Source organism: Nonomuraea sp. NPDC048881, assembly GCF_040649795.1.
Taxonomy (GTDB): domain Bacteria; phylum Actinomycetota; class Actinomycetes; order Streptosporangiales; family Streptosporangiaceae; genus Nonomuraea.
Map to the genome: position 1 here is coordinate 1 of NZ_JBEZGC010000014.1, position 13,466 is coordinate 13,466.

A 13,466-nucleotide genomic window follows, 5' to 3' on the forward strand; every position below is an offset into this window, starting at 1 on the left:
GTGGCCGCGGCCATCGAGCTGTACGGCGCCAACAGCGCCGAGTGCAACAGCACCAAGGCCGCCTGGAGCGCCGTCAGCGTCGCCGCCGCCTCCGGCGAGCCCGCCTGCGGCACCGCCGGCCCCGACTTCTCCCTCACGCTCAACCCGTCCTCCGGCAGCGCCCAGCCCGGCGCCACCGCCACGACCACGGTCAACACCCAGACGACCTCGGGCAGCGCCCAGACCGTCAACCTGACCGCCTCCGGGCTGCCCAGCGGCACCACCGCCAGCTTCAACCCGGCCTCGGTGACCTCGGGCAACTCCTCCACGCTGACCCTGTCGGTCGGCGCCTCCACCGCCCAGGGCACCTACCAGGTGACCGTGACCGGCACCGGCTCGACCACGCACACCGCGACGTACACCCTGACGGTGGGCGGCGGCGGCCCCGGCGGCCAGGACCCGCCTGACGTCAGCGTCGCCAACGTCAAGACGCACCTGGCGCAGCTCCAGAGCATCGCCACCGCGAACGGCGGCAACCGCAGGTCCACCGGCCAGGGCTACCTGCAGTCGGTCTCCTACGTCGAGCAGAAGCTCCAGGCGGCCGGGTACACCGTGACCCGTCAGACCTGCAGCGTCTCCTACTGCACCAGCGGCGCCGGCCCCAACCTGATCGCCGACTGGCCCGGCGGCGACGCCAACCAGGTCATCATGTCCGGCGCCCACCTGGACAGCGTGTCCGCGGGACCGGGCATCAACGACAACGGCTCCGGCTCGGCCACTCTCCTGGAGGTCGCGCTGACCCTGGCCCAGAAGAACCCCACGATGACCAAGCACGTGCGGTTCGGCTGGTGGACCGACGAGGAGCAGGGCCTGAACGGCTCCGAGGCCTACGTCGCCTCGCTCAGCTCGACCGACCGGTCCAAGATCAAGGTCTACTACAACTACGACATGGTCGGCTCGCCCAACGGTGGCTACTTCATCAACAACATCACCACCACCGGCGCGGCCTACCTGAAGGAGTTCTACGACAAGCTGAACCTCCAGCCTGAGGAGAACACCGAGGGCGCCAACCGGTCCGACGACGCCTCCTTCCGCAACGCCGGCATCGCCAGCTCGGGCGTGGCGGCGGGCGCGAGCGCCACCAAGACGTCGGCGCAGGCGACCAAGTGGGGCGGCACGGCCAACCGGGCCTACGACTCCTGCTACCACTCCTCCTGCGACACCACCTCCAACATCAACGACACCGTCCTCGACCGGGCGGCGGACGCCGCGGCGTACGCCATCTGGAAGCAGGCGGTCGGCGGCACCACCCAGCCGCGTGACTTCTCGCTCTCCGCCAACCCCGGCTCGGGCACGGTGCAGGCCGGCTCCACCGCCACGACGACGATCGGCTCGACCACCACGAACGGGACCGCCCAGACGGTGAACCTGTCCGCGAGCGGCCTGCCGACCGGCGCCACGGCCTCGTTCAACCCGGCCAGCGTCACGTCGGGCGGCTCGTCCAGCCTGTCGATCGCGACCTCGCCCACCACCCCGGCGGGCAGCTACACGATCACCGTGACCGGCACCGGCGAGACGGCGACGCACACCACGTCGTACGCGCTGACCGTCCAGGGCACCTCGGGTGGCCGGACGTTCACCAACGACACCGACTACCAGATCAGGGACTACTCCAACACCCAGAGCTCGATCACGTCCACCGCGACGGGCACCGCGGCCTCCCCGGTCAAGGTGTCCATCACGATCAGCCACACCTGCGCCGAGGACCTCGACATCTGGCTCCGCGGCCCGAGCGGCACCTGGTACGTGGTCGACGCCTACGGCGGCACCACCTGCACGCAGTACGGCACCAGGACCTTCTCGATCCCGGTCAGCCAGCAGGCCGCCGGCACCTGGACGCTCGACATCGAGGACGTCTACGCCGGTGACACCGGCTTCCTGGACTCCTGGAGCATCACGGTCTAACCGTCGGAATCAGGGTTGAGGAGCCCCGGCCGGTCATCCGGCCGGGGCTCCTTCACGTCGTTGCGGGTGCGCACGCCGAGCTTCTGCAGCACCCGCGCGACGTGCGTGTCCACCGTCCGCCGGGACAGGAACAGCACCTCGGCGATCTCCCTGTTCGTCCGGCCCAGCGCGACCAGCCTGGCCACCTCGGCCTCCCGCGGCGACAACACCCCGCTGCGGCCCTTCCTGCCCCTGCGCGGCGCGCTGCCCGGCCCGATCTCGCGCAGCAGGTGGCGGCAGCGGGCGGCGTCGTGGGTCGCGCCCAGGCCGGCGTACCGCTCGCAGGCGTCCGCGATCAGGTCGGCGGCCCGTGCCCGGTCGCCCGTCGCCAGCCGGGCCGCCGCCTCCGACTCGGCCGTCCTGGCCACGGTGTAGGGCCTCGGCATCGCCTCGTACGCGGCCCGCGCCCTGGCGAAGCACCTGGCCGCCTCCTCGTACGCGCCCCGGTCCAGGGCCAGCGCGCCGGCCGCCGCGTCGAGGCCGGCGTGCGCGGATGGGGCGTCGCGGCCCTCGATGCCCGCCGCGAACTCGGCCACCAGGTCCTCGGCCTGCTCCGCCCGTCCGGCTCTCAGCAGCGCCGTCACGGCCGGGGGCACGAGCTGGTCGCCCCACACCCACATGCCCTTGCGCCGCAGCCTGGCCACCGCCCGCTCGGCCTCGGCCAGCGCCTCGTGCGGGCAGTCGCGGGTCAGGTGCAGCTCGATCAGGCCGCCCGAGGCCACGGCGGCGACCGGCAGGAACCCCGACTCCACGTCGTTGACCCCCGCCGCCACCAGGTGCTCGGCGGCCTCCTCCCACTCGCCCCTGGCCAGGGCCAGCATGCCCAGCGCGAGCCGGGCGTCCACGGCCAGCAGCGGCGCCTCGGCCGTCATCTCGACCGCCGCGACGGCCCGTTCCCGCAGGCCCTCCCAGCGGCCGGTGAGCAGGGCGAGCCGGATCGAGGACATCTCCACCAGGAACACCGGGTACTGCGCGCCCGTCTCCTCGGCGATGCGCCTGCTCTGGTCGGCGAAGCGCTCGGCCGCCGCGTAGTGGCCGAGCGCGATGGCCGAGTCGAACAGGTTGGCGTAGCCGCGCGCCACCTGCCTGCGCACCGCCGCCGACGGGTCGTTCGCGGGCAGGGCCGCGGCCAGGTCGAAGGCGTCCGGCGAGCCCAGCATCATGGCCAGACTGATCTTGTTGGCGTGCACGGCGGCGGTCAGCTCCGGATCCTGGTCCTCGACCGTGGCCAGCAGCTTCTCCGCCCGGTTCATCCACTCCTCGTGGACGGCCAGCGGCTCGTCGCCCCAGGCGGGCATCGCCAGCAGCGCCAGCCCGCGCGCGGCCAGGCTCGGCCGGTCGTGCAGGTCGGGCAGGGCGAGCAGGATCTCCTGACGGCCGGCGGCGACCACGCCCGCCTGATTGGACAGCAGCACGCCCAGGTTGAGCCGGGCCTCGCCGCGTACGTGCCGGGACAGGAAGTCCTCGGCCAGCAGGTGGCGCAGCGAGCGCACCACCCGCCGGTAGGACAGCCCGATCGCGGCCACCCGGCTGAGCCGCAGCGCGAGCGGGCCGCGCGCGTCGTGCGGCAGTTTCGGGTCGGCCAGCATGCCGGCCAGCACCTCGACGGCGAGCGGGATGTCGCCGATGGCGGCGGCGTGGTCGGCCGCCGCGGGGCCGTGCCGCTGCCAGGACTCGAAGTCGCCCGCGCGCCTGGCGTGGTAGGCGAGCTGGACGAGCGGCGGCGGTTCGAGGGCGGACAGCGCGGTCACCGCCCGCTGATGGATGAGCCGCCGGTCGGGGCCGGGGATCGCGTCGTAGACGGCCTGCTGGGCGAGGGCGTGGCGGAAGCCGTACTGGCCGTCGTGCTGTTCGAGCAGCACGCCCGCCTTGAGCGCCTGGCTGAGCCCGTCGCCGAGGGGATGGCCGGAGACGGCGGCGATGAGCTGCTCGTCGGCGGGCAGCCCGAGCACGGCGGCGGCGTGCACGGCGTGCAGCGCGGCCGGTGAGAGCCCGGTGAGCTGCTCGGTCATCGCCTCGCGCAGCAGCAGCGGCACCGCCATGCGCTCCAGGACCTCCGGCTCCTCCTCGCCGCCGAGTAACTGGCCCTCGTCGTCGAGCAACGAGCGCACCACCTCCTCGATCACGAACGGCACCCCCGCCGTGCGGTCGCGCAGTTTCGTGACGAAGTCGGAGGTCAGCGTGGAACGGCCGAGCAGCGCCCCGGTCAGGCGGCGCACCCCCTCGACGTCGAGCGGCGTCAGCGAGATCACCTCGCTGCGCACCCCCGGCGGACGCCGGTACGCCCGCCCGAACGGCAGCCCCGGCACCGGCAGCCCCTCCCGGCGGAACGTCACCACCAGCGCGAGCCCCGCCGGCGGCTGGTCGGTGAGGAAGCGCAGCAGGTCACGGGTGCCGTCGTCGGCCCAGTGCAGGTCCTCGATCACCAGCACCGCCGGGGCCGCGGCGGCCAGCAGCGCGTGCACCGCGCGGAACAGGCGGTGGCGCTCGGCGCGCGGGTCGTCCAGCGGGGGCGGCGACGGCACCGGTGGCAGGTGCCCGGCCAGCTCCGGCAGGTAGCCGCGCAGGGCGCCGGTGACCGGGTTGAGCGTGCCCGTCTCCGGCAGCGCGCACCCGACGTGCCGCAGCGCGTCGAACACCGGGCCGTACGGGAACGGCTCGCGGATCTGGTGGCAATGGCCGATCAGGACGGTGCGTTCGCCGTCGGGCAACAGGTCGAGCGCGGCCCTGACCAGCCGGGTCTTCCCGATGCCCGCCTCGCCCTGCACGAGGATGACGGCCGGAGGGCCGGTGATGGCGTCGACGAGTGAGCGTAACTGGGCGTCACGCCCGATCAACCCAGGAGAAGCCAGGCTTGTCATCGGGGTCTCCGTAACAGTGCAGGTTTACTCCCCCTGTCGGAATACTGTTATCCATCACAGGTCAGCGCGGGTCAACCCTCTGTTTTCCGGTCAAATGCCGTGCCCTTGGTGGCGCCGGTGATCCCGGCGCCCTCGGCCGCCCCGTCCCGCGCGGGTGGCGCCTCAGGAGGCGACGGGGGTCCTGCCGTCGCCCGCCGGGGCGGGTTCGGCCAGGTCCACGCTGTCGCGGAGCTTGGCCGGCTTGAGGAACAGGGTGGCGATCACGCCGATCACGGCGATGCCCGCCGAGATCAGGAAGATGTGCCCGGTGGCGTCGCCGTACGCGGCCCGGACGATGCCCTTGAACGGCTCCGGCAGCGCCGCGATGTTGAGCGTGCTCTTGCCGCCCGCGGCCGCCTTGGCCGGGTCGATGCCCACCTTGGCCAGCCCTTCGGCGATGCCGGTCGCGACCTGGTTGGCCAGCACCGCGCCGAGCACCGACACGCCCACCGTGCCGCCCAGCGAGCGGAAGAACGTCACGGCCCCGCTGGCCGCGCCCAGCTCGCGCAGCGGCACGGTGTTCTGGATCGCGAGGACGAGGTTCTGCATCGACATGCCGACGCCCGCGCCGACCAGCACCATCGCGCCGGCGATGAGCACGAGCGAGGTCTGGTGGTCCATCGTGGACAGCACCAGGAACCCGACGGTCAGCACGACCGCCCCGGTCACGATGTACGGCTTGACGTTCCCGCTCCTCGACACCATGCGCCCGGAGATCGCCGAGGACAGCAGCACGCCGAGCATCATCGGGATCGTCAGCAGCCCCGCCTCGGTCGGGCTGTAGCCGCGGCCGATCTGGAAGTACTGGCCGAGGAAGACCGAACCGCCGAACATCGCCATGCCCACCGCGAGGCTCGCCAGGATGGCCAGCGCCGGGGTACGGCGGCGGATGACGTGCAGCGGCACGACCGGCTCCTTGACCACGGTCTCCACCCAGGTCGCGACCGCCAGGACGGCGACGCCGCCGAGCACCATCGCGGCGGTCTGCCAGGACAGCCAGTCGAAGGAGTTGCCGACGAAGGTCACCCAGATGAGCAGCACGCTCACGCCGACCGCGATCAGCGTGGCGCCGACGTAGTCGACCTTGACGCCCTCGCGGCGCACGTGGGTCACCCGCAGGGTCTTCTGCAGCAGGAAGAAGGCGACCACGGTGAACGGCGCCGCCACGAAGAAGCACCAGCGCCAGCCGAGCCAGGAGGTGTCCGCGATCAGGCCGCCGAGCAGCGGCCCGGCCACGGTCGCGACGGCCATGACGCCGCCGAGGTAGCCGTTGTACTTGCCCCGGTCCTTGGGGCTGATCATCGCCGCGATGATCACCTGGACCAGGACCTGCAGCGCGCCCATGCCGAGGCCCTGGAGGGCGCGGAAGGCGATGAGCTGGGCGGTGTCCTGGGCGAAGCCGCAGGCCACCGAGCTGACCATGAAGATCACGATAGAGATCTGCAACAGCAGCTTCTTGCTGAACAGGTCGGCCAGCTTGCCCCAGATCGGGGTGGAGGCCGTGGACGCCAGCAACGAGGCGGTGATCACCCAGGTGTACTGCGACTGCGTGCCGTTCAGCGCGCCGATGATCTGCGGCAGCGCGACCGACACGATCGTGCCGCTGATCATCGCCACGAACAGGACGAGCAGCAGCCCGCTCAGGGCCTCCATGATCTGCCGATGGCTCATCTGACCCGGCGGCGCGGCCGGGACGGTCGGTGCGCTCATGCGCGGCCTCCTCCTACGTTAAAACAATGCCCAATGGGAAAGTTTGCCCGCTGAGCATATATTCCCGGACGGTAGGCTTGGCGCATCATGGACAGCACCGGCGGGCTGCGCGAACGCAAGAAGGCCGAGACGCGGCAGGCCGTGCACGAGGCGGCCATGCGGCTGGTCGGGGAGCACGGCCTCGACGCCGTCACGGTCGAGACCATCGCCGACGCCGCGAACATCTCGCGCCGCACGTTCTCCAACTACTTCGCCGGCAAGGAGGACGCCGTCCTCTACGGCGAGGAGCAGCGCATCCGCGACCTGGTCGAGAAGGTGGGCGCCCAGCCGGCCGGCCGGACCGCCTGGCAGGCGCTCTGCGGGGCGATCGACGACGTGTTCGAGGAGGTGGGCGAGCCGGCGCGGGAGTGGGCCGTGCGCGCCCGCCTGGCCAAGCGGCACCCGTCGCTGCTGGCCCGGCAGCTCGCCAACCACGCGGCGCTGGAGCGCGACCTGGCTCAGGCGATCTCCGAGCGGGAGAGCCCGGTGCGTCCGCAGGTGATGGCGGCCGGGTTCCTCACGGCGTTGCGGCTCGGGTCGCATCTGTGGGTCGAGGAGCGTCAGTCGCGCTCGCTGCGGGAGGTCATGGCCGAGATGCTCGACGAGATGTCCCGCCCGTTCAGCTGACCGCCCGCGCTCCGATGGAGGAACGCGGGCGGGCGGCGGGGGTCAGGGGCCGGGGTCAGGAGCAGGTCGTGTTCGCCGGGGTGGCGGCCGTGCCGTTGGCGGTGAAGCCGATCGCCACCGACGCCCCCGGCGCCAGGTTCCGCGCCCAGTCGGGCCCCTTGGCGGTCCACGTGGTGCCCGAGACCGTCACCACCGCGTTCCAGGCGTTGTTCAGGGTGACGCCCGAGGGCAGCGTCCAGGTCGCGGTCCAGGCGTTGATCGGGGACGTCCCGGTGTTCTTCACCGTCACCTCGCCCTGGAAGCCGCCCTGCCAGGCGTTGGTCTGCTTGTAGCCGACCGTGCACTGCCCCGGCGGGTTCGCCGTCGGCGACGTCGTGGGGTTGCCCCCGCCCCCGGCCGGCGGGATCAGGTACGGCTGCAGGATGTCCTGCTTGGCCTGGTTGATCGTGGTCCAGTCGTCATTGGCGATGCCGCCGGTGTCGCCCGAGTTCGGGTTCCACGACCAGTACGTGAACGACATGCCGTTCACCCCGGTGCCGGTGTACTTCATGAGCTCCTGGAGCCAGACCTTGTCGACGTTCGAGGTCAGCGTGGTGCCGAACTCGCCCATCATGATCGGCGCGATGTTCTGCTTCCACAGGTAGCCCCAGTACTTGTCCCAGATGGCGGGCATGTTGGCGGGGTAGTCAGGGGCGTCGAACCAGGTCTGGTGGTAGACCGAGGTGGCGTACTCGTGCGGTGAGTAGACCAGGCGGTTCGCGACGTTGAGCCGTACCGGGTACTGGCCGGCCTTCGACAGGTTGCCGCCCCACCAGCCGCAGTCCTCGTCGTTGCCGGGATCGTTGTCCCAGACGTTCGACAGGCCGCCGCTCGGGCAGCTCACGCCCTCGACGAAGATCAGCCAGTCGGGGTTCACGCCCAGGACGGCGTTGCCCGCCCGTTCGGCCGCCAGGCGCCAGTCGCGGGCCTGGTCGCCGCAGCCCCAGCAGGCGCCGGTCGCGTTCGGGTTCGTGCCCTCGGCGTGCGGCTCGTTGTGCAGGTCGGCGCCGATGACCGTGGGGTTGTTCGCGTAGTGCTGGGCCAGGGCCTTCCAGTCGTTGATCCAGGTGCTCTCGGGGGTGGCGCTGACGTACCAGAGCGGGGACTGGCCGGCCGCGGTCGGGCGGTGGCGGTCGAGGATGATCCGCATGCCCTTGACGCCCGCGTAGTCCACGACCTTGTCGAGGATCTGCATGGGGGACAGGCCGACCAGGTCGGGGTTGACGTAGTCGTTGATCCCGGTGGCGGTGGCCCCCGGCTTGAGCGCGTCGTTGGAGTACGGCACCCGCAGCGTGTTGTAGCCCAGCGAGGCCATCTTGTCGATCTGGCTCTTCCAGGGGTTGCTCGACCACAGACCGTGGAAGGTCTTGTTATCAGTTTCCATCCCGAACCAGTTGATCCCGGTCAGCCGGACGGTCGCCCCGGTGCTGTCGAGGATCTTGTTGCCGCTGGTGTGCAGGTAGCCGGTCCCTGTTCCGGTCGCCGCGCCCGCCGGGGTGGTGGTCAGCGCGACGGCGACAGCCGCTCCGGCCACCACCGTGGCCAGGGCGGTCAGTCCCGCCTTCGAGGTCTGCATGGGGTGCCCTTTCCGCGAGGGGGAACGCGGCGTCATGCTCGGCCGCCGCGTTCGGGCACGTCAATGTGAGAACGCCTGTCAACCCCTCTGAACTGCGGGAACGCCTGAAACTTTCATGTCGTGGTAGTGCCAGGTGGAGTGCGGGTCCTCGCGGCCGCGCCAATGTGCCCGGACGCGTCCGTCACTTGAATGGCAGGCATGACGATCACGCGCATGACGATCCCCGGGCGCTGGGTGGAGGGCGCCGGGCTGGTGCTCGGACCGGGGCTGCTGCTGGCCGGAGTCCTCGTCCGCCTCGGCGCCGACGACTTCTTCCCCGGCCAGCTCGCCGCCTACGCCGCCGACCCGGGCCGCATGGCCCTGTCCTACAGCCTGTACGCCGCGGGCGCCGTGCTGCTGTGGCCGGCGGTGACCGCGCTCGGCCGGGCGATCGCCGCCACCCATCCGGCTCTGGCCAGGTGGGGTGTGACGCTGGCGGTGCTGGGGCTGTTCGGCAGGGTGTTCCACGCCGGGGTGAGCCATCTGGCGTTCCAGCTGGTGGACGCGCTCGGCCCGGAGGCGGCCGAGCGGGTCGTCGCCGGCACGTACGGGGCCTTCCACGTGTTCAAGGCGGTCAACGTCTGCATCATGGGCGGCTGGGTCGTGCTGGCCGTGGGCGCCTTCCGTGCCGGAGCCCTCGGGGCCGGGCCGGCCGGCGTGGCCAGGTGCGTCGCGCTGGCGCTGGCGGCCGGGCTGCCGCTCGGCGTGCTCAAGGGCAGCAGTGACCCGATCGCGCTGGCCGCGCTGGCCGGGCTCGTCGTCGCGCTGGCGCCCATGGGCGTCGCGCTGCTCCGGACGGGCCCCGCGCCCCGCTGGTGGGCGCTCGTGCTCACGCTCGCGCTGGTCCCGGCGGCGTTCCTCGTGGGAATGGCGGGCTGACTCCTCTATAGTTGACATCAACTAGCCGACAATGGATAGTTGATATCAACTAAAGGGGACTCCGATGGAGAAGCGCCGCAAGGTGGCCAACCCGCTCGCGCTGGCGGTCCTGGCGTTCCTGCTGGTCGAGCCCATGCACCCGTACGAGCTGGGCCGCCGTCTGCAGGAGACCGACAAGGACAAGAGCTTCAAGTACAACCGCGGCTCGCTCTACATGGTCGTCAAGCAGCTCGCCAAGGCGGGATTCATCGTCGAGCGGGAGACCGTCCGCGACACCGAGCGGCCCGAGCGCACGCTCTACGAGCTCACCGGCGAGGGCCGCGCGGAGCTCTACGACTGGCTGCGCGAGCTGGTCTCGACGCCGCAGGAGGACTATCCGCACTTCGGCGTCGCGTTGTCGCTGATCAGCGTGCTCGACCCGGCCGAGGCCGTCGGGCTGCTGGAGCGGCGCGCGGCGGCGATGACCGCCCAGCGGGCCGAGCTCGCCCGGACCGCCGACGCCGCCCGCGCGGGCGGCGTGGCCTGGGTGTTCCTCGTGGAGGACGACTACCGCCTCGCGGTGCTCGACGCCGAGCTGGCCTTCGTCGCCCGCCTCGTCGAGTCCCTCAGCGCACCTGACTACGCCAGGACCTGGCACGAGATGTTCGGGAGTCGGCAATGACAGCAGTGAGCACGGCATTGGTGATCGGCGGGGGCATCGCCGGCCCCGTCACCGCGATGGCGCTGCGCCGCGCGGGGATCGAGGCGACGCTGTACGAGGCGTACGACCGGGGAGCGGAGGGCGTCGGCGGCACGCTCACGATCGCCCCGAACGGGCTCGCGGCGCTGCGGGCCGTCGGCGCGGAGGAGGCCGTCCGGGCGGTCGGCCAGCCGGTGGCGCACACGGTCGTCCGCGACGGCGCGGGCAGGCGCATGGGCGAGCTGGCCGGCCTGCCCGACCTGCCGCCCAGCCAGGCGATGTGGCGCTCGCAGCTCTACGGCGCGGTCCGCGACCGGGCCCTGGCCGCCGGCATCCGCACGGAGTACGGCCGGCGCCTGGTCGGCGTCGAGGAGCACCCCGGCGGCGTCACCGCGCGCTTCGCCGACGGCGGCAGCGCGAGCGCCGACATCCTGGTCGGGGCCGACGGCATCCGTTCCGTGGTCCGGTCCCTGATCGACCCGGCCGCCCCGGGGCCGCGCCACGTGCCCCTGCTGAACTTCGGCGGCCTGGCCGACGTCGCCGTGCCGGCCGGGGAGCAGGCGTCCTGCTTCGTGTTCGGGCGGCGGGCGTTCCTCGGCTACTGGGTGCAGCCCGACGGGCGCACGGCCTGGTTCTGCAACGTGCCGCACGCCGAGCCGACGACGTCCGCGCAGGCGCGCCGGGTGCCGGCCGGGGAGTGGCTGCGCCGCCTGGGCGAGCTCTTCGCGGGTGAGGAGCCGGGGCAGGAGCTGGTGCGGCACACGTCCCCCGAGAACCTGGTGGCGCTCGGCACGGTGGAGATCATGCCGAGCGTCCCGCACTGGCACCGCGGCAGGATGGTGCTGGTGGGCGACTCGGTGCACGCGCCCTCGCCCAGCTCGGGGCAGGGGGCGTCGCTGGCCGCCGAGAGCGCCGTCCAGCTCGCCCGCTGCCTGCGTGACCTGCCCGCCGTGCCCGCCGCGTTCGAGGCCTACGTACGGCTGCGCCGCGACCGCGTCGAGCGGGTCGCCGCCCGCGCCTCCCGGACGAACAGCAGCAAGACCCTCGGGCCCTTCGCCGTCACGATGATGCGGCTGATGATGCCGCTGGCCACCCGGACGTTCCTCGCCCCCGAACGCGCCCTCGGCCCCGAGCAGCGCCACCACCTCGACTGGGACGAGCCGGTCACCGCCTAAGCGGTCAGCAGCTTGACGATCGCCACCACCCCGATGCAGACGACCGCACCGCGCAACACCGGCGCGGGCAGCCTGCGTCCCACCCGCGCCCCCAGGAACCCGCCGACCGTCGAGCCCAGCGCCACCAGCAGCACGGCCCACCAGTCGACGTCGGCCACCAGCGTGTAAAGGACGGCGGCCGTGGCGTTGACCACGAGCGACAACACGTTCTTGGCGGCGTTGACGCGCTGCAGCTCCTCGTCGAGGAAGATGCCGAGCAGCCCGATGAGCAGCACGCCCTGCGCCGCCCCGAAGTAGCCGCCGTACGCCCCGGCGGCCAGCACGCCCAGCCACAACCAGGGTCCGCCATGCGCCTGCCGCGGACGGCTGGCCAGCAGCCGGCTGATCCTGGGCTGGGCCAGGACCAGCACGCACGACAACCCGATCAGCACCGTCACGACCGCCGTGAACGTGCGCTCCGGCAGGTTGAGCAGCAGCAGCCCGCCGATCAGCGAGCCCAGCGCGGAGGCCGAGGCCAGCCGGAGCAGGCGGCCGCGCTGACCCTTGAGCTCGGCGCGGTAGCCGAGGACGCCGGTCACGCCGCCGGGCACCAGGCCGATGTTGTTCGAGACGTTGGCGGTGACCGGCGGCAGGCCGACGGCCAGCAGCGTCGGGAACGTGATCAGCGACCCGGAACCGACGACGGCGTTGATGCCTCCCGCTCCGACGCCCGCCGCGAAGACCGCGGCCATCTCCCAAGGTGTCATGGCGGGTGACTCTAGTGCGTGGCCCTGGTGCGCTCGCTGGTCAGGTGGGGGTCAGCGGGTCAGGGTGCCCGCCCGGACCAGCCAGTCGACCGCCTCCGCGACCGCCTCCAGCGAGGTGTGCCGGGGGCGGTGGCCGAGCAGCCGTCCGGCCTTCTCCATGCTGCAGTGGGGGCTGTGCGCGATGTGGTCGTGGGTGACGCGGGCGTGGTGCTCCGGCACGGTCTCCCGCCACTGCTCCCACGGCAGGTACGACAGCCGCGCCTCCCGGCCGGACCAGCCCGCCACCGCCTCGGCGTAGCCGCGCAGCGTCAGCGCGGTCACGGCCACCGAGTGGAAGCTCTCGCCCCTGGCGGCGGCCGGGTTGTTCATGGCGTCCACGAACAGCCGGGCGACGTCGTCGGCGTGGACGTGCTGCACGGTCTCCATGCCGAGATTGGGCAGCCGCACCTCCGCACCGTCGGCGAGGGCCTGGAACACGGCCGGGTCGAGGTTGCCGGCCGGGTTGACCGGGATCCAGCCCGGGCCGGTGATGTGCCCGGGATGGACGATCGTGGCCGGGAACCCCTCCCGCGCGGCCAGGTCGAGCAGGTACGCCTCGATCGCGGCCTTCTGCCGGCCGTACTCGCCGATGGGGTGTTTCGGGCGGTCTTCTGTCGTCGGGACGCGGGTGCTCGGGCCGTGCACCCAGATCGTGCCGCAGTGCAGGAACTGCCGGACCCGGCCGGCCAGCGCCCCGGCCAGATGGCGGGCGCTCGCCTCGGTGAAGCAGATGAGGTCGATGACCACGTCGGCCTCCAGCTCGGCGATCCGCCGCCCGAACGTGCCCGCGGCCTCCTCGGCCTCCCGGTCGGCGACCACGGTGGCGACCCGCTGCCACGCGCCGTGCGGCGTGTACGGCTCCCGCTTGCCCCGGCTCACCGCGACCACGTCGTGGCCCGCGTCCACCAGGCGCGGGACCAGATAGGTGCCGATGTGCCCACTCGCCCCGATCACCACTACGCGCATGCACCCACCCTAGACCGGCTCGAACCGGGCGCCCGATCGCCGGGCCCGGAGGCGATCAGGCGCGCCGTC

Annotated in this window: 10 protein-coding genes; 5 read left to right on the plus strand and 5 right to left on the minus strand. The window is 72.4% G+C overall.

All coding sequences use genetic code 11. The features are described 5' to 3' along the window. Positions 1–1,944 (plus strand): M28 family peptidase (locus AB0C33_RS37070; RefSeq protein WP_358296304.1); only part of this gene is annotated, 1,944 nt, incomplete at its 5' end. Here the strand turns inward: AB0C33_RS37070 and AB0C33_RS37075 are convergent. Both AB0C33_RS37075 and AB0C33_RS37080 read right to left on the minus strand, forming a co-directional pair. Next, positions 1,941–4,844 carry an AAA family ATPase gene (locus tag AB0C33_RS37075; RefSeq protein WP_358296306.1) on the minus strand — a complete coding sequence of 968 codons (2,904 nt, stop codon included), beginning with the start codon at positions 4,842–4,844 and terminating at the stop codon, positions 1,941–1,943. The two genes, AB0C33_RS37070 and AB0C33_RS37075, sit on opposite strands and share 4 nt — an antisense overlap. Positions 4,845–5,006: 162 nt before the next feature. After that, the gene (locus AB0C33_RS37080) at positions 5,007–6,536 is read right to left on the minus strand and encodes an MDR family MFS transporter (protein WP_358296807.1); all 1,530 of its coding nucleotides are present in this window, start codon (positions 6,534–6,536) and stop codon (positions 5,007–5,009) included. A gap of 144 nt (positions 6,537–6,680) precedes the next feature. Here AB0C33_RS37080 and AB0C33_RS37085 point away from each other — a divergent pair, with 144 nt between their 5' ends. Next, complete coding sequence (locus AB0C33_RS37085; RefSeq protein WP_358005084.1) at positions 6,681–7,259, plus strand: TetR family transcriptional regulator; 579 nt, start codon at positions 6,681–6,683, stop codon at positions 7,257–7,259. A 55-nt stretch (positions 7,260–7,314) separates the two neighbouring features. Here the strand turns inward: AB0C33_RS37085 and AB0C33_RS37090 are convergent, their stop codons facing one another. Continuing rightward, positions 7,315–8,874, minus strand: a complete 1,560-nt coding sequence (locus AB0C33_RS37090; protein ID WP_358296309.1) for a cellulase family glycosylhydrolase — start codon at positions 8,872–8,874, stop codon at positions 7,315–7,317. 198 nt (positions 8,875–9,072) lie between these two features. Here AB0C33_RS37090 and AB0C33_RS37095 point away from each other — a divergent pair, with 198 nt between their 5' ends. The 3 genes from AB0C33_RS37095 (at position 9,073) to AB0C33_RS37105 (ending at position 11,646) form a co-directional block, all read left to right on the plus strand. Next, the gene (locus tag AB0C33_RS37095; protein WP_358296311.1) at positions 9,073–9,792 is read left to right on the plus strand and encodes a hypothetical protein; all 720 of its coding nucleotides are present in this window, start codon (positions 9,073–9,075) and stop codon (positions 9,790–9,792) included. 64 nt (positions 9,793–9,856) lie between these two features. After that, the gene (locus AB0C33_RS37100; protein WP_358296314.1) at positions 9,857–10,453 is read left to right on the plus strand and encodes a PadR family transcriptional regulator; all 597 of its coding nucleotides are present in this window, start codon (positions 9,857–9,859) and stop codon (positions 10,451–10,453) included. Next, positions 10,450–11,646, plus strand: coding sequence for an FAD-dependent monooxygenase (locus tag AB0C33_RS37105; protein WP_358296317.1), 1,197 nt, complete (start codon positions 10,450–10,452; stop codon positions 11,644–11,646). Before AB0C33_RS37100 ends, AB0C33_RS37105 begins: the two co-directional genes overlap by 4 nt. Here AB0C33_RS37105 and AB0C33_RS37110 read toward each other — a convergent pair. Both AB0C33_RS37110 and AB0C33_RS37115 read right to left on the minus strand, forming a co-directional pair. Beyond that, entirely contained in the window at positions 11,643–12,392 is a 750-nt protein-coding gene (locus tag AB0C33_RS37110; RefSeq protein ID WP_352360786.1) for a sulfite exporter TauE/SafE family protein, read from the minus strand. The two genes, AB0C33_RS37105 and AB0C33_RS37110, sit on opposite strands and share 4 nt — an antisense overlap. A gap of 51 nt (positions 12,393–12,443) precedes the next feature. Further along, positions 12,444–13,397, minus strand: coding sequence for an NAD-dependent epimerase/dehydratase family protein (locus tag AB0C33_RS37115; RefSeq protein ID WP_358296328.1), 954 nt, complete (start codon positions 13,395–13,397; stop codon positions 12,444–12,446). Between the last annotated feature and the right edge of the window lie 69 nt (positions 13,398–13,466).